Consider the following 16,610-nt stretch of genomic DNA (forward strand, 5'->3'; position numbering starts at 1 on the left):
TGGAGCCGATGAATGCCCCCACTTTCCAAGGCCTATGATGCGTTCTTGAATGCGATGGCGATCATATCCGGCGCCACGCTGGTCTGGCTGATGGTATCAGTCGTGACCTCGGTTCTGATGCGCAACCTTGGCCTTCAGCCATTTGCCTGGCTGTTCACCTCTGGCGAATACGGTCTTCTGTATATGACCATGCTCGGCGCCCCTTGGCTGGTTCGTGAGCGGGGACATGTTCACATCGAACTGGTGACCTCTGCCCTGCCCGAAGGCCCGCGCCGTTTGGTCAGCCGCTTTGTGGCGCTCTTGTGCGTGCTCGTTTGCGTTCTTTTGGCGTGGAAAGGTGTGGAGCTGTTCCTCAAAAACATCGAGCGCGGCGACTACGACACCCGCGCCTATTATTACCCCCGCTGGCTGCTCACAATTGCCTTCCCCATCAGCTTTGGACTGATGGCGATTGAATTTTCCCGGTTCGTCTTCGGATCGGAACTGATGCACTCCGGCGAAGCAGGAATTCACGAATAATGGAATGGTATGAAGCGCTTGCCCTGTTGCTGGGCACCATCGTCGGCCTCATGGCCATTGGCATGCCGGTGGCGCTGGCGTTTCTGGCGGCCAATATCGTTGGCGCCTGGGTCTTTATGGGCGGCGACCGCGGCGTCGGGCAGCTCCTAAACAACGGTCTTGGATCGCTCACCAAATACGCGCTGGTCCCGATCCCGCTGTTTCTTTTGATGGGTGAAATTTTCTTTCACACCGGGCTGGGTGGGCGCATGTTCAACGCAATCGACCGGTTGCTGGGGCGCCTGCCCGGCCGGCTGAGCTATGTGACTGTTCTTGGCGGAACTGCTTTCTCGACACTCTCCGGCTCTTCCATGGGGTCGACCGCACTTCTGGGATCGCTGATGGTGCCCGAAATGAGCCGCCGGGGCTACAAACCCCACATGAGTATCGGTCCGATTCTGGGCACCGGGGGTCTTGCGATCATCATCCCCCCATCAGCTCTGGCAGTCCTGCTGGCAACCTTAGCCCAGATCGATGTCGGCGCGCTGCTCATCGCAGGTGTGATTCCTGGGCTGATCCTTGCGAGCATGTATATCGGCACCATCTGGCTGCAAACCCGCATCGACCCGGAAGCCGCCCCTGCCTACGAGGTGGAGGAGATGACCCTTGGCGCCAAGCTTTCGCTTCTCTTGCGCGAAGTGGTACCCATGGTGGGCGTGATGGTGGTGATTATCGTGCTGATGATCAACGGCTTCGTCACCCCGTCCGAGGCGGCCGCCTTTGGCGCGCTTGGTGTATTGATCCTGGCGGCTGTCTTCCGCTGCCTGACGTGGGAGGTCATGCGCAAGTCGATCAATGGCGCCTTGCGCGTCACGCTGATGGCCTATCTTATCGTCTTCGGCTCAGCGACCTTCAGCCAGCTTATGGCCTTTTCCGGTGCCTCGCGCGGGCTGGTCAGTTGGGCAACCTCTTTTGATCTCGCGCCAATCTCCATGCTCCTTGTCATGTTCGCTGTACTGCTGCTGCTAGGCATGTTCATGGAGCAGATCTCGATGATGCTGCTGACGGTTCCGATCTTCTTCCCACTGGCACAAACGCTTGGCTTTGATCCCATCTGGTTCGGCTTGATCATGCTATTGGCGCTGGAAATCAGCTTTACCACCCCCCCCTTTGGTCTGCTCCTTTTTGTGATGAAAGGTGTAGCGCCTGCAGAGACAACCATGCGCACGATCTACACGGCAGCCTTTCCTTTCATCGGCTGCTCCCTTTTGCTGGTTGCCTTGCTTGTAGCCTTTCCAGGGATTGCGCTGGTGTTTTCCGGGTAGCCAGGGGAGACCTAGGCTCAAAGCCATGTAACTTTGATGGTAACCACCTCTGGGCGGCGCAGACGCTTATGTTAGCGTGGGCTGCCCGAAGGGTGATACAGAAACGGGCCCAAACACGGCGAAGACCGACGCAGGCGGGGAACCGGCTCAATACAAAAACGACCACATCAACGGAAAATGTCACCACGAATGCGGTGCACACGAATAGATCTCACATCAAGATGAGCACTGTCGGCTTCTTTGGAAATCCAAGATGGTGCGGTCGAGAAGACTCGAACTTCCACGGGAGTTACCCCACAGCGACCTCAACGCTGCGCGTCTACCAATTCCGCCACGACCGCACTGTCCAGGCTTGGTGTAGGGGCGTATAGACGAGCCACATAAGGATGTGAAGAGGCAAAATGCCAAGAATCGCCTCTTCCCATATCTTATTTTGGCGTCACCCCGGATGGGCTTCACGGACTGAGCGAAAGCCGACCGGCGGCGACTGGAACACTTGAATAACGCGGATCAATCCGTCGAAAAACTCGGCAAGGCCAATGCGCTACTGGATGCCGGAACGGGTTGAGCGAGCGCCCCCCCACCGAGGCCAGCAGAGGCGGCCTTGATCAGTGCGACACGCTCGGGCTGGCCAGGCGAAAAGACCGGCTCAGCGCCCCCTTCGAGCGCTGCAACTGCGAGACCATACCAATCCTGCGCAGCGTTAGCTCCTTTTGCCGCCCCAAACCCTTGAGACAGATGGTGACCGATCAGTTCGGCGTATGGACGCTTGCCGATGGCCACCATTATCAGCGCAGATCCCATGGCAATCTCAAGATTGTCACGGCGATAACCAGAGAACATGCAAATCGTCGCGGTATTGGAGAGTTGCTCCAGCGACATATTGGATTGCAAAACGAACTTTTGCACATCCGCCAGCAGTGCCTGGCTGCTGTCCGCGCCAAGCCGCGCAAGGAATGGCTGGACGGCGGGACCAAACCCATCGCACTGGCTATCCACCTGGGCCGTACTGACATTTGGCAGATTAGCGACTGCGGCTTCACCAGAAGACAGAGCATAGGAACGAGCGAGGCAGAACTGCTCTCCGAGCGCAATGTCCGGGTCCGTCAAGTTTGAAACCGTCATGTAGCCCCCGTTCGAGCTCGTCAGCAGGCTGACTTTGCTGCAATAGCTTGCCAAGGATGCTGTCTGCGCTGCGGCCGCAGGCGCTGCAAACATCGGGATTGCTGCCCCGGCCTGACCTGCAGCAGACGCCATGACCGTGCCACTTTGCTGCTGTGGAGCGGGCGCCGGAGCGACTTGCGAGGGTGCCGCTGCCGTCTGGGTATCATTCACCCTGCATACACCTTGGTGACAGGAAAAACTTGCCGTTGTAACCCCGCTCGCCACGAAATCATTGCGCTGGTATCCTTGCGGGGTGGACGCAAAGACCATCACGGTGCAGCGGGAGGCTCCACACCAGAAAGAGCTTCCCGAGTGAGAGGTATCCAGTATGTAGTCGTTCCGTCCATCGCCGTTCAAGTCTGCCAACCGCATGAAGCCCGATCGTTGTAACAGCTGTTCGGCGCTCGGGTCGGCCGAGGCTGCAATCTCATCAACCGCATCGCTAACTTCGATCGGCAGGCCAGAGTAGCCACTGCTGGCGCTGCGCACGCCTGCCGCCTCATCGCGCCAGGTATGCAAAAGGCCCCGCACTCCGTTCGGCCCCTGCATTGCCTTTATCACCTGGGGACCACCCACTTGGGCTCGATTGTAAGATGAGACAAGAAAGTCGCGCTCGTATGAGGTCAGCTGACCGGTTGCCGGAAAACCCATATGCACCTGATACTGCATGATGGCCGAACGCGACTTGCGGCCCATTACACCATCAGGCGTTCCCGCCGGGAAGCCGAAGTAGTTCAGTGACACCTGAGTTTCCCGGTTCTGGGCACGTGCGGCAGAGTAATTTGTACCGGTATTTCGCCTCTTGTTCCTGTTGACTTCGTTGATGATGGCGCCGCCTACGATACCGCCTAGAAGCGCGGCACCAAGGTTATCAGAAGCAACCGGACCCGCGGCGGGAGTCAGGAACAGCGACGCCATGACGGCGGCCTTTATCGGATTACGTACCATGAAATCGGGTCCTCTATTGCTGAATAAAAAGAATCACTGCAGATAGAGTAACCCGGATGCGCCGTTATCGCCGCGTAAATACTGCGTGGCTATACGTGCAGCATTTTCTGAAAGTTCTTCGGAGGCACCGACATCATGGTCGAATGGATCACATCGGAGGCATTGGTCGACTATGATGAGGCGACGTCCTTCATGGAGCAGCGTGCGGCGGCAATCGCGGCCGGCACAGCAGAGGAATGCATCTGGCTGCTTGAACACCCGCCGCTGTACACGGCCGGGACCTCAGCAAAGGCAGAGGACCTCACCGATCCGGAACGGTTTCCGGTTTACCCCTCAAAACGAGGTGGCCAATACACGTATCATGGGCCTGGCCAACGAGTGGTCTATGTGATGCTGGACGTGGGCAAACGGGGACATGATGTTCGCCGCTTCGTCCAACAACTCGAAGACTGGGTGATCCGGGCCTTGGCCGAGTTCAACCTGACCGGACATATCCGATGTGGCCGCGTCGGGGTCTGGGTCGAGCGGCCGGACAAGCCGGTTACGGTCAGCGGACAAATGGCAGAAGACAAGATCGCAGCCATCGGGATTCGCCTGCGCAAATGGGTCAGTTTTCATGGCATTTCGATAAACGTCGAGCCAGATCTTGATCATTTTGGTGGTATCGTGCCCTGCGGCATAACGGAGTACGGCGTTACAAGTCTTGTGGACATGGGCCTGCCGGTCACCATGGCAGATGTCGATGTAGCGTTGAAACGCTGTTTTGATCAGGTATTCAGCTCAGAGCCGCCTTCTGCCCCTCTGCGTGAGCCTGCTGGTTCGCCAGATCTTCCAAGGCGGCCAGTATGAGCTCCGGGCGGGTGTACAACAACGTCCCATCCGCCCCTTCGCACACCCGATACTGTGAGTTCTGTCCGGTTACAGAAATGTCCCTGGTTCCCTCTGACGTTGGCTCTTCGCTGCCATAGAGGTAAACCGCAGGGGCGGCCCCGGCCTTGCCCGAAACAAGCGGTCGCCAATCCCGCATAATCAGATCAACATCCGCGATGAAGCCGGCCCCGCCTTGCCGCATAGCAAAATCGTGGCTGTGGCGCAGAAGCGGTGCAAGGTTGAGGTTGGCAACCAAATCCGCATCCAGTCGCCCCGTGGAGGATTGCCGCGTCAGGAGCACTTCCACTCCTTTTCTGCGCACGCTGCGCGACCAGCTTCGCATAAGAACAGGCAACAGGGGACGTGCCAGCGATGAGCAAATTGCAAAAGCACGATGATACCCCTGAAGTGTCGCAAAATCCCGGATGGTCTTGAGCGGCCCAGACGGCGACACGGCAACAATACCACCGATTCGATCGCGCCAGCGCTTGGCTACGGCGTGCGCGAAAACGACACCTCCCCTATGTGCAAGCAGAATCGGACGCTGCAGGGCCTCCCGGTCCATGAGCGCCCCGAACTGCTCACTGAAAACGTCCAAGTGGCGGTCCCCTTTTGGAACAGGGCCGGAATCGCCGTACCCGTTGCGCAAAGGGACGTAGACCCGAAAGCCCAAACGTCGGAACTCCGTCTGCAGGCGCAAAACTCCAGCGAGGCAATCGAGCAGCCCATGCATGAAGACGACCGACTTTCCGGTTTCAGCTCCCAACCTGAGGTACTGGGTGCGCGCGCCCCCTGGAATGACGAGGGTGCCCGATGGTGGCATTGCAGCACCGGAGGCGATTGCCACGTCCGACGCATGCTCTTTCACGAGTGAGGCCGCAAGACGGATCAACTCGGCTGGCCCCGGCGCGCCCGCCTTGGCCACGGCCTGCCAAACTGCTCGGCTTGGCCAGTTCTTGTCGAACACGGCCTTGCCACTCATTAGGCAGGCAAGGGCATCAGCCTCTTCCTCGTTAAGATTGAAGCCCTGCTTCAGATAGGAAATGGCGCCGCTGAACATGGGCACATCCAGCACTTCGACCATCACCAGTGCGGTCTCTGAAACGACAGAGCCAGCCGACACCGGCCTGCAAAGCAGCAATGTTCCCGGTTTCTGAGAACTCAGGACGATAAAGTCGTCCCAAGTAAAGGTTCCAGATTGCAGGCGATCCGCAAATTTCTCCCAAACCCTGAGATTTACAAGGCTATTTGCTTCGAGAGTCTTCAACACATCCCGCGGCAATACGTCGATCATGCGCCGCGCCTCCCGTGAACACCGCAGGGCGCGTGCGCCCAAGGTTGTAACGAGCCACGCGCCACCACCATCCTCATAAACGTAAGCTGGATCAGGGCTGCTCTTATTGGCCCATTGATCTCTCAGCGTCTCCAGAGCCTTGGCGAAATGAAATGCGAAATGTGGCGCGACTGCGGCTGGATTCTGCCCCCATATATCGAAAGGAGCCTCACTGTAACCTCCATTCAGTCGGCTATCAGAAAACCGATCATAACACTGTGGCTGAAGAACGGTATCATATATCGCAGATATGACCTGAAGCTGTGAAGGGCCTTCGCCCGCCAAGCCTATCGCTTCATTGACGTTCGCTTCCACTCGTACCCTCATCAAACCTACGGAACGCTGCCGCTTAGATGGCGGGTCAGCACAATCCTTTGCGAACGCCAGACCAGATACAGCCTCCCCTTTTCCAGTGGCCCCAAGTCAACACTTGGTCAGCGGCCAATCGGAAATCAGATCATGCCTCAATGCCGACAAACGTTTATGACGCTTGAAGCGGCGAAATAGGTCACCATCGAAACACTTCTTAAAACGTTGCCCCCTGCCGCGCGGCATGCACTCTGAAAATTCATAACAATTTGGTCTCATTTTTCAACTACTTTAGGAAAGCGTGACCATTTATGCGACCATGAATGCGGAGCAACTCAACCCTAGAGGGCGGATCGAATTTGCTCTGCCAGGCGAGCAATTTCATCCATGTCCCCCATCGTCCCCGGAGGTCGTAGTTTATCACCTTCCTTTCGAGGCAGGACATGGAAATGTAGGTGAAATACCTCCTGACCGCCTGCGGCCTCGTTGAACTGCTGGATCGTAACCCCATCGGCGTCAAAGGCTTTCATGACTGCGTGGCTGAGCCGTTGAACGGTTGCCATGACTGCAGATATCTGCTCAGGACTGGCATCCAGCATATTGCGGCAGGGGGTTTTGGGAATAACCAGCAAATGACCGTCGGCCCTCGGCATGATATCCATGAATGCAAGCGTTTCGTCATCCTCGTAAACGCGCGTGGATGGGATTTCGCCACGCAAGAGTTTCGCAAAAATATTGTCTGGATCATAAGCTGTCATGCGGTGCGTCTCCGTTTGAAGTGTCGCAACGGTTGTGCGGCCTGCGTCGCAGCGGGTCAAGCATGTCAACACGCCGATGGGACCTGGCCTCCAAAACGTCACCCCCCCGCGACAATTATTCTTGATCCAGATCAAACTCCGCCATTGAAGGCCTTGGCAGGGCGATCTAAAACCACTTTTGAGTCTAAGGCCGCCCGGACAAATTTCCTGTGGCCTTTCGTTATGCAACAGGAGGCACCTTAAATGGCAGACGCAGCCATTCATGGTCACGGCCATGAGGACGAGCGGGGGTTCTTTACCCGCTGGTTCATGAGCACGAACCATAAGGATATCGGCATTCTCTACCTGATCGTTTCGGCGATTGCAGGTTTCATTTCCGTCGCGTTCACCGTATTCATGCGGATGGAGCTTATGGATCCCGGCGTTCAGTACATGTGCATGGAGCACCTGGACAAAGGCTTCATCAGCGGGTTCCTGAGCTCGATGGCGGCATCGGTTCCGGGCGAATGTACCCCGAACGGTCACCTTTGGAACGTGATGATCACTGCCCACGGCATCCTGATGATGTTCTTCGTGGTGATTCCTGCGCTGTTTGGCGGTTTCGGCAACTACTTCATGCCGCTGCAGATCGGTGCGCCGGACATGGCGTTCCCGCGGATGAACAACCTCAGCTTCTGGCTCTACGTGGCTGGCACTTCGATGGCCGTGGCCTCGGTGCTAGCCCCGGGCGGCAATGACCAGATGGGTTCCGGCGTGGGTTGGGTTCTATACCCGCCGCTGTCCACCAATGAGGGCGGCTTCTCGATGGATCTGGCGATTTTCGCCGTCCACATCTCGGGTGCTTCGTCGATCCTTGGCGCGATCAACATGATCACCACCTTCCTGAACATGCGTGCCCCCGGCATGACCCTGTTCAAGGTGCCGCTGTTTTCTTGGTCGATCTTCGTCACGTCTTGGCTGATTCTGCTGTCTCTGCCGGTTCTGGCGGGCGCAATCACCATGCTGCTGATGGACCGCAACTTCGGCTTCACCTTCTTTGACCCTGCGGGCGGCGGTGACCCTGTGCTTTACCAGCACATCCTGTGGTTCTTTGGTCACCCGGAAGTGTACATCGTGATCCTGCCGGGCTTTGGCATCATCTCTCATGTGATCGCCACTTTCTCGCGCAAGCCCGTCTTCGGCTACCTGCCAATGGTTTGGGCGATCATCGCGATCGGTGTTCTGGGCTTTGTCGTGTGGGCACACCACATGTACACGGTCGGCATGTCGCTGAACCAGCAGGCCTACTTCATGCTGGCCACCATGGTGATCGCGGTTCCGACTGGCGTTAAGGTGTTCTCGTGGATCGCAACCATGTGGGGCGGCTCCATCGAGTTTAAAGCCCCGATGCTGTTCGCCTTCGGCTTCCTCTTCCTGTTCACCGTAGGCGGTGTGACCGGGGTGGTTCTGTCGCAAGCCGCTGTGGACCGTGCCTATCACGACACCTACTATGTGGTTGCTCACTTCCACTATGTGATGTCGCTGGGTGCCGTGTTTGCAATCTTTGCAGGCATCTACTTCTACTTCGGCAAGATGACCGGCCGTCAGTATTCGGAACTGGGCGCTCAGATTCACTTCTGGATGTTCTTCATCGGTGCGAACGTGACCTTCTTCCCCCAGCACTTCCTGGGCCGTCAGGGCATGCCGCGCCGCTACATCGACTATCCCGAAGGCTTTGCCTACTGGAACAAGATCTCGTCCTATGGCGCGTTCCTGTCCTTTGCGTCCTTCGTGTTCTTCTTTGGCGTGATGATCTACTCGCTGCTGCGCGGCGCACGCATCACCCAGAACAACTACTGGAACGAATACGCGGATACGCTGGAGTGGACTCTGCCCTCTCCGCCACCGGAGCACACCTTTGAGATCCTGCCCAAGCAGGAAGACTGGGACAAATCCCACTCTCACTAAGGCGAGTGTCATGAGAATTTGAACGGGCCCCGGAGCGACAGCTTCGGGGCCTTTTCCTTGGCCCGACGTGTTGCGACATTATGCCAAGACGCTTTGCGACAACGCGCACCTTGAAACCGGAAAAGACGGCAACATAATTCAGGGACACCACTCAACACCACGCGTAGCAAGACCATGCCGTACAACTGGACATCAGACGACATCACTGATGCGACCTCCACACGAGAGTTGCACCTCTGGCCACATCAGTCCTTGCCCCCCGAAGGCTACGTGCGCTTTCTGGCCGTGACGGCCGTTCTGATTACGGTCCCGTTGTTCCCACTGCTGGGTTCGTTTGTTCTGTGGGGCGTTCTTCCGTTTCTCTTGCTTGCTCTATTTGGCATGAAATGGGCACTAGACCGAAGTCGTCGCGACAGGCAGATCCTCGAGGTGCTGACCATCGGTCCAGATGAAGCACGCTTGGAGCGGACCGACCTGCGAGGTGGTCATCAAAGCTGGGAATGCAACCGCTATTGGACGACTGTTCAGATCCACCCCAACGAGGGGCCCGTACCCAACTATGTGACACTGAGGGGCGGAGGACGCGAAGTGGAGATTGGTGCCTTTCTCTCAGAAGATGAACGCAAGGCGCTGTACGACGATCTGCAAACGGCCCTGCACCGGTAGATCTCACAAAACATGTTTTGACTCTGCTGCAACGCGAAGTTAGGCAGAGCGCATGCGCAACATGACGCCCCTTTTCAGCACCGTCTATTACCGCCGCGTTACATAACGGCGGTCGCATTTCCTATATCCATGCTCAACCGCCCCGATCCGGCGGCTTGATACAGAACAGAACTTCCCTCCGGCGTCGCGGCACACCGGAGACACTGATGACATCTCTTCCACATATCCACTCTGTCGGGCTGTTTGGCTTTGGCGCCTTTGGTCGATTGATCGCCAGGCACCTTTCCCCTCTCGTGCCGATGACCGTTCATGATCCGGCATTGCTGCATACAGATGCACTGCCTGTGAATGTGCAAATTGGCAGCCTTGAGGAGGCCGCTGCCAGCCCACTGGTCATTCTGGCTGTCCCGGTACAATCGTTGCCCGCCTTGTGCACAGCGATCGGACCGCACCTACGCTCGGGGTCCATCGTCGCCGACGTGGGCTCGGTCAAGGTTCAACCCTGCCGCCTCATGCAGGATCTGTTGCCTTCCCACGTCGACATTGTCGGAACCCATCCGCTGTTTGGCCCGCAAAGCGCCTCCTGTGGCATTGCCGGGCATAAGATCGCCCTGTGCAAAATCCGTGGCCCGGCCCATCTTCCCGTTGCAGCCTTCCTGCGCAAAACCTGGGGATTACGCGTATTCCTTACTACGCCGGAGGATCACGACCGAGAGGCCGCCACCGTTCAGGGACTTACCCATCTTATTGCACGAACATTGTCCGACATGCCCCAACGGCCAACACGCATGACCACTGTCAGTTACGAGCTTCTGATGGAAGCCGCGCGCATGGTTGAAGGCGACCCACCAGGGGTATTTGCAGCCATTTCACACGCCAATCCCTTCGCAGCCGAGGTGCGAGAAGACTTTCTGCGCAAAGCACGGGCGCTCACCGCATGTAAAGACGTTTAGCCCACAACGAAAAAGGCCCGCTCCAAGCGGGCCAAATCAGTCTTTCAAGGCTCAACGGCGTCCGTCAGCAGGCAAGAAACGGGTCAACATCCCCCTTCGGTGCAAAGCTCATCCTTGACCATGGGGCCGACCCGTCCAAAATCCATTTGGCCGGTATACTTCGATTTCAATACGCCCATCACCTTGCCCATGTCGCGAATTGAATCGGCTCCGGTTTCGCTGACCGCAGCCTTGACCGCCTGACGGATTTCACCCTCATCCAACTGCTTGGGCAGGAATTCCTCAATAATGGCAATTTCCCCGAGTTCCCGCTCAGCCAGATCAAGGCGCCCTCCCTCTTCGTAGGCGCGAGCACTTTCATTGCGCTGCTTGGTCATTTTTCCAAGGATCCCAAGGATTTCGGCATCCCCAATGGTGCCTTCACCGCCCTCACCGCGCGCGGCGATTTCCTTGTCCTTGATGGCAGCATTAATCAGCCGAAGAGTCGCCAGACGATCGGCCGCCTTGTCCTTCATTGCCTGTTTCAAGGCCTGATTTACCCGCGTGCGCGTGTCCATATGTCTCTATCCATCCCCATGGCATCGGAGCTTGGATGCATAACCAATCGGAAAGCGATTTTCAAGCAAGGGAAACCGCCAGCTGATCCTCCTGCCTTGTGTCGCCGGGTCGACGGGCGCCCTTGACCCGCTTGCCCCCTGCCCCTACAAGCCCTTGAATTTCACCTCATGGAGAGTCGTGTCATGGCCGATACTGCACCGTCCACGCCAACCGCATGTCTGGCGCTTGCCGATGGAACTATTTTCTACGGTATGGGCTTCGGCGCGACCGGACGATGCGTGGCTGAGCTGTGTTTCAACACAGCAATGACAGGCTACCAGGAGATCATGACCGATCCTTCCTATGCTGGTCAGATCGTTACCTTCACCTTCCCCCATATCGGCAACACCGGCGTCACACCTGAGGATGACGAAACCGCAGATCCGGTTGCCGCTGGCATGGTTGTCAAATGGGACCCGACGCTGGCGTCGAATTGGCGGGCCACCGAGGAGCTGAAAGCCTGGCTGACCCGCACCGGGCGCATTGCAATTGGCGGTATCGATACCCGTCGCCTGACCCGTGCGATCCGCCAGCAGGGTGCCCCGCATGCTGCGCTTGCCCATGATCCCGAGGGCAACTTTGATGTGGAAGCCCTGGTCGCCGCTGCGCGCGAATGGTCTGGTCTTGAAGGTCTGGACCTGGCCAAAGACGTCACCTGCGCACAAAGCTATCGGTGGGATGAAATGCGGTGGGCCTGGCCCGAGGGCTACAGCCGCCAGAAGGCGCCCAAACACAAAGTCGTCGCCGTCGACTATGGCGCCAAACGCAATATCCTTCGCTGCCTTGCCAGCGCTGGATGTGACGTAACGGTGCTGCCCGCGACCGCGACAGCAGAGGAAGTGCTAGCCCATAACCCGGATGGTGTGTTCCTGTCCAACGGTCCCGGCGATCCGGCCGCGACAGGCGAATACGCTGTTCCGATGATCAAGACCATTCTCGACACCACCGACCTCCCTGTGTTCGGGATCTGTCTTGGCCATCAGATGCTGGCGCTGGCCCTTGGTGGCAAGACCGTCAAGATGAACCATGGTCACCATGGCGCCAACCATCCGGTCAAGGAGCATTCTACCGGCAAGGTGGAGATTACCTCGATGAACCACGGATTCGCCGTGGATGCGCAGTCATTGCCCAAGGGAGTGGAAGAGACTCACATTTCACTCTTTGACGGATCCAACTGCGGAATCGCCGTGACGGGCCGTCCGGTCTACTCTGTTCAGCACCATCCCGAGGCCAGCCCGGGACCTCAAGACAGCTTCTATCTTTTCGAAAGATTTGCGGACGCAATGGCCGAACGCAAAGGCGCATAAAAACACATCCTTCGCCTGCCGTCAGAATTTGGCATTAAGTGATTGTTAACTCAGACGGGAAAGCGTAGTCTCAGAATCCACCTGGGATTGTGTTTTTATGGTAAGATCAAGGCGGAGTTTGCGCCGACCCGGTAGGGCTGGTTTCAAATCACAGATGTCGCCAAATGCACGTGTGCACGGGGCATCAAAGCGGGACAGAGGCGACGAGAGCATTCTTGGTCGCGGCTATTTGGATGGCCTGCGCAATAAGGATCTGGACGGCCAACAAGGTTTCGGACCTTCAGGCGATGCCTCGTCGTTGCACCGGCTGACCCTCAGGCAGCATGGCAAACCTGTGGCAGGGCAAGACCTGCAGGTAAGACCGTTCGGCCAGCCCTCTGCGATGGCCACGGCTTTCGACTGCAAGCACCAAGCACCTGACCGGTTTCGCCATGTGGACCTTGACCGTGCCCCTCCTGACAAGCGACTGCTGGACCGTATGCCACCAGCCTTCTGGTTGCGCCACGCCGCAGTCCCATGGCTGCGTCTGGGAGACGCAATCGTGGTGGCCATGGCAGATCCGTCCCGCGCGCCAGTGCTCCAAGAGGCTCTTCATCACCATTTTGGCGTTGTGATCCCAATCTCAGCACGTGCTGATCAGATACTGAAACACCTCAACGCAAACCTGCGCAACCAGATGGCGAGACGCGCCAGTCTCCGCGTTCCACAGGCGCATAGTAGCCGGTTCCTCGCCAATCCAGACCTACACACAGGCTATGCCATATGGACGAGCTTTGTGGTTTGCTTGATTGTGATGTTTCCAATGGCCGCGTTCATAGCCGCCTGTGGCCTCACTTTGCTTTTGCTGGCGCTATTCACCGCGTTTCGAATGGCTGGCATTGCAGGTTTTTTGAGCTTGCGCAGCGAACCGAAAACTTGTCCTGAAACCTATTTTGAAACCAATCCGCTGCCAAGGATTTCCGTTCTTGTCCCTCTCTTCAAAGAGGCCAGAATCAGCAAGGACTTGCTGAAACGCCTCAACAGGCAACGCTACCCGCATCCCTTGCTTGAGGTCTTCCTCGTGCTCGAAGATGGGGATCACATAACCTGGAATGCAGTGCGCGAGACTGTGTTGCCGGACTGGATCAAAGTCATCAAAGTGCCTGAATACGGAGAGCTGAAGACCAAACCGCGTGCTTTGAACTATGCCTTGAACTATTGCCGCGGAGACATCATCGGCGTTTGGGACGCCGAAGACGCTCCCATGGCTGATCAGCTTTTTGAGGTGGCGAGGGCCTTTGCCAACGCACCACCAAAAGTCGCGTGTTTTCAGGGTGTTCTTGACTATTACAATCCTCGCGCCACTTGGATCGCCCGCTGCTTCACGCTTGAATACGCAAGCTGGTTCCGCATCATCTTGCCCGGCATCGCCAAACTGGGCATCATCGTGCCTCTTGGAGGCACAACCATGTTCGTGCGGCGCAAGGTCCTGGAGGAAATCGGCGGCTGGGACGCCCATAATGTGACCGAGGATGCCGACCTAGGCGTCCGCCTGTGCCGAGCCGGCTATCGTACCGAGATGCTGGCTTCTACGACCTATGAAGAGGCCAATGCCCGTGTCTGGCCCTGGATCAAGCAGCGCTCGCGCTGGCTCAAAGGTTTCATGATGACCTATGCAACCCACATGCGCGCGCCACGGCAACTGCTGCGCGATCTGGGCTGGAAGCAGTTCCTGGGACTGCAGGTGTTCTTTCTCTGCTCCGTAGGTCAGTTCCTATTCGCCCCGATCTTGTGGAGTTTCTGGCTGGTGACATTTGGCCTTCCACACCCAAGCGCAGGCCATGTCCCGGGCCTGTGGCTGTCGCTGGCCGCTGCCGCTCTTGTCTTCTTTGAACTCCTTAACCAAGTGACCGCCATTCTTGCAGCATTTGCCAGCAAGCGTCGGAGCCTTGCGCTCTGGGCCCCCTGCCTTCTGTTCTACTACGTCATGGGTGCGGCTGCGGCCTACAAGGCGTTGTATGAGTTCGTCTTCCGTCCCTTCTTCTGGGACAAGACGCATCATGGTCTGCATGCACCTGAACCGCCTCCCCGGGATCAGGCCCAGTGACCAGCGGAAAAAGATGACTGGCAAGCAAAGGCATTACCCCTTGCTACGATCACCTGCATCCTGTTTCAGGCGGGTCATAAAGGCGATCGAGATGTGCTGTTTCAGCGCCTCCGAAGCGCCTTCGGCATCGCGCCTGCTAATCGCATCCACTATCCCCTTGTGCTCGGACTGGGCAATCTTGCCGCGTCCCTTTGCAGCCAGGGATGTCGTGGCCATCAGGGCCATGGTTCGATGCACCAGATCCAGCTGCTGCACAAGATAGCGGTTATGAGAAGCAAGATGGATCTGTTCGTGAAAGCGACGGTTGGCCTTGGCCAGCTCGGTCGGGTTCTCAACCAGTAGATCGTCCGCCTTCACCATCTCCTGCAGAACGCGAATTTCCTCTTCGGTGGCGTGCTGGGCGGCAAGCGCCGCGGCGAGTCCTTCCAGTTCGCGCCGCACGACATAAAGCTCGGCCATTTGATTGTGATCCAGCGACGCCACGATCAGCGACCGGCCATCGCGCTCCAACAGCGATTGGGTTTCAAGGCGCTGCAACGCTTCGCGGATAGGTGTCCGCGATACCCCGAACCGCTCTGCGAGATCACTTTCCACCAGCCTGTCACCTGGTTTGAAAACACCCACGTCGATGGCCTCGAGGATCAAGGCATAGGCATCTTTCTGGTTGCTGCGGCTCTGGCTCATGGGTTTTCCACCTTGGTACATCCGGTCTTTTCTACATCGCACCTGCAACCAATCAAGCCTTTAGAACAGTTTGCGCCGAAATCACGCAGTCCATTCAAAAGGCGGCGCGGCCCAAGCCGGATTGAAAAATCCAAGCTCAGATCTTAAACGGATGGAATGGTAAAATCGCTCTTCTCCCATGTACGGCACTGGGTCTTCGACCTTGACAACACGCTTTATCCGCCTTCGGCTCGGCTGTTTGACCAGATTGAGGTCAAGATGACCGACTACGTGATGCAAGAGTTGGGCGTCGATCGCGCCGAAGCAGATCGCCTGCGCAAACACTACTGGCGCGAGCACGGCACCACGCTGGCCGGTTTGATGCAGGAGCATGAAATCGATCCCGAGCCGTACCTCCACGCCGTGCATGACATTTCGTTTGACCCGCTTGAACCTGACGCAGATCTCGCCGCCCGAATCCGCGACCTGCCAGGCAAGCGCATCGTCTATACAAACGGTAGCGCCCCATATGCTGAGCGAGTGCTGGAGGCACGCGGGCTTTCAAGCCTTTTTGATGGGATTTACGGCGTCGAACACGCAAACTATCGCCCCAAACCCGAGCGGCAAGCCTTTGACACGGTTTTCGCCAAGGCAGGCATAGCTTCTGAAGCCGCAGCCATGTTCGAGGATGATCCAAGGAACCTCGAAGCCCCCCACGCCATGGGCATGCGCACAGTCCACGTCGCCCCTGACCCGCACGAGAGGGGGCACATCCACCACCACACGGATGACCTGAGCAGTTTTCTCGCAAGGCTGCTATGAGCCTCATATCCTGCGACGAAATCGCACCTCCAAGAGTCATAACTGCTGACCTACATGCAGGTCTGAAACTGACTTAGGAAACGCGACATGACTGCATACACATTGCCTGCGCGCCTGTCCTTGTGGCAGCGCATCCTCTTTGCCATTCCCGTACTTGGGCGCATTGCCAAAGAGGTCACCTACGGCGCGGCCGACAACATCTACTACGCACTTGGGACCTTCGTCAGTTTATGGGGCTGCTCAATCCTGATGTTCGGGATTCCGGGTCTCTACATACCCGCCTTGTGCCTTGTGCCAGTCATGTTCACGCTGCTGATCCTGATCACGCGCGGATAGGACCATTTGCCGCTTGTCTTTGCGTGTC

The 16,610-nt window shown here is 57.5% G+C and carries 15 protein-coding genes and 1 tRNA gene; 10 read left to right on the forward strand and 6 right to left on the reverse strand.

The window, feature by feature from the left end:
* The first annotated feature begins 12 nt into the window (after nt 1–12).
* Nucleotides 13–519 carry a TRAP transporter small permease gene (locus INS80_RS03150; RefSeq protein WP_192964215.1) on the forward strand — a complete coding sequence of 169 codons (507 nt, stop codon included), beginning with the start codon at nt 13–15 and terminating at the stop codon, nt 517–519.
* The gene (locus INS80_RS03155; protein ID WP_192964216.1) at nt 519–1,823 is read left to right on the forward strand and encodes a TRAP transporter large permease; all 1,305 of its coding nucleotides are present in this window, start codon (nt 519–521) and stop codon (nt 1,821–1,823) included. The genes INS80_RS03150 and INS80_RS03155 overlap by 1 nt, the downstream gene beginning before the upstream one ends.
* A 254-nt stretch (nt 1,824–2,077) precedes the next feature.
* On the opposite strand, the gene INS80_RS03160 is transcribed toward INS80_RS03155, so the two are convergent.
* Together INS80_RS03160 and INS80_RS03165 are read right to left on the reverse strand one after the other, a co-directional pair.
* Nucleotides 2,078–2,164: transfer RNA gene (locus INS80_RS03160), tRNA-Leu, on the reverse strand.
* A 169-nt stretch (nt 2,165–2,333) separates the two neighbouring features.
* Nucleotides 2,334–3,935: a peptidoglycan-binding domain-containing protein gene (locus INS80_RS03165; protein ID WP_192964217.1), complete on the reverse strand. Its 1,602-nt coding sequence runs from the start codon at nt 3,933–3,935 to the stop codon at nt 2,334–2,336.
* 135 nt (nt 3,936–4,070) lie between these two features.
* On the opposite strand from INS80_RS03165, the gene lipB reads away from it, so the two are divergent.
* Complete coding sequence (gene lipB / locus INS80_RS03170) at nt 4,071–4,784, forward strand: lipoyl(octanoyl) transferase LipB (RefSeq protein WP_192964218.1); 714 nt, start codon at nt 4,071–4,073, stop codon at nt 4,782–4,784.
* Here the strand turns inward: lipB and INS80_RS03175 are convergent.
* Together INS80_RS03175 and INS80_RS03180 are read right to left on the reverse strand one after the other, a co-directional pair.
* Nucleotides 4,711–6,099: an alpha/beta hydrolase gene (locus tag INS80_RS03175; protein WP_192964219.1), complete on the reverse strand. Its 1,389-nt coding sequence runs from the start codon at nt 6,097–6,099 to the stop codon at nt 4,711–4,713. The two genes, lipB and INS80_RS03175, sit on opposite strands and share 74 nt — an antisense overlap.
* 689 nt (nt 6,100–6,788) lie before the next feature.
* Nucleotides 6,789–7,205 carry an HIT family protein gene (locus INS80_RS03180; RefSeq protein ID WP_192964220.1) on the reverse strand — a complete coding sequence of 139 codons (417 nt, stop codon included), beginning with the start codon at nt 7,203–7,205 and terminating at the stop codon, nt 6,789–6,791.
* A gap of 243 nt (nt 7,206–7,448) precedes the next feature.
* On the opposite strand from INS80_RS03180, the gene INS80_RS03185 reads away from it, so the two are divergent.
* The 3 genes from INS80_RS03185 to INS80_RS03195 all read left to right on the forward strand — a co-directional run bounded on the left by INS80_RS03185 (nt 7,449) and on the right by INS80_RS03195 (nt 10,771).
* On the forward strand, nt 7,449–9,152 hold the full coding sequence (locus INS80_RS03185) for a cytochrome c oxidase subunit I (RefSeq protein ID WP_192964221.1): 1,704 nt from the start codon (nt 7,449–7,451) through the stop codon (nt 9,150–9,152).
* A gap of 174 nt (nt 9,153–9,326) precedes the next feature.
* Nucleotides 9,327–9,818, forward strand: a complete 492-nt coding sequence (locus INS80_RS03190; RefSeq protein ID WP_192964222.1) for a DUF2244 domain-containing protein — start codon at nt 9,327–9,329, stop codon at nt 9,816–9,818.
* Nucleotides 9,819–10,024: 206 nt separating this feature from the next.
* A complete protein-coding gene (locus INS80_RS03195; RefSeq protein WP_192964223.1) occupies nt 10,025–10,771 on the forward strand; it encodes a prephenate dehydrogenase in 747 nt (248 codons plus the stop codon).
* An 83-nt stretch (nt 10,772–10,854) separates the two neighbouring features.
* Here the strand turns inward: INS80_RS03195 and INS80_RS03200 are convergent, their stop codons facing one another.
* A complete protein-coding gene (locus tag INS80_RS03200; protein ID WP_192964224.1) occupies nt 10,855–11,328 on the reverse strand; it encodes a GatB/YqeY domain-containing protein in 474 nt (157 codons plus the stop codon).
* A 183-nt stretch (nt 11,329–11,511) separates the two neighbouring features.
* Between INS80_RS03200 and carA the strand changes: the two genes are divergently transcribed.
* Both carA and INS80_RS03210 read left to right on the forward strand, forming a co-directional pair.
* Nucleotides 11,512–12,675, forward strand: coding sequence for a glutamine-hydrolyzing carbamoyl-phosphate synthase small subunit (gene carA / locus INS80_RS03205; RefSeq protein WP_192964225.1), 1,164 nt, complete (start codon nt 11,512–11,514; stop codon nt 12,673–12,675).
* Nucleotides 12,676–12,829: 154 nt separating this feature from the next.
* Nucleotides 12,830–14,761, forward strand: coding sequence for a glycosyltransferase (locus INS80_RS03210; RefSeq protein WP_192964226.1), 1,932 nt, complete (start codon nt 12,830–12,832; stop codon nt 14,759–14,761).
* Between the two features lie 33 nt (nt 14,762–14,794).
* Here the strand turns inward: INS80_RS03210 and INS80_RS03215 are convergent, their stop codons facing one another.
* On the reverse strand, nt 14,795–15,445 hold the full coding sequence (locus INS80_RS03215) for a GntR family transcriptional regulator (protein ID WP_192964227.1): 651 nt from the start codon (nt 15,443–15,445) through the stop codon (nt 14,795–14,797).
* 156 nt (nt 15,446–15,601) lie between these two features.
* Between INS80_RS03215 and INS80_RS03220 the strand changes: the two genes are divergently transcribed.
* Together INS80_RS03220 and INS80_RS03225 are read left to right on the forward strand one after the other, a co-directional pair.
* Nucleotides 15,602–16,246: a pyrimidine 5'-nucleotidase gene (locus INS80_RS03220; protein WP_192964228.1), complete on the forward strand. Its 645-nt coding sequence runs from the start codon at nt 15,602–15,604 to the stop codon at nt 16,244–16,246.
* An 87-nt stretch (nt 16,247–16,333) separates the two neighbouring features.
* Nucleotides 16,334–16,582 carry a hypothetical protein gene (locus INS80_RS03225; RefSeq protein ID WP_192964229.1) on the forward strand — a complete coding sequence of 83 codons (249 nt, stop codon included), beginning with the start codon at nt 16,334–16,336 and terminating at the stop codon, nt 16,580–16,582.
* The last annotated feature ends 28 nt before the right edge of the window (nt 16,583–16,610 follow it).

Origin of the sequence: Phycobacter azelaicus, from assembly GCF_014884385.1 — a bacterium.
Lineage (GTDB): Bacteria > Pseudomonadota > Alphaproteobacteria > Rhodobacterales > Rhodobacteraceae > Phycobacter > Phycobacter azelaicus.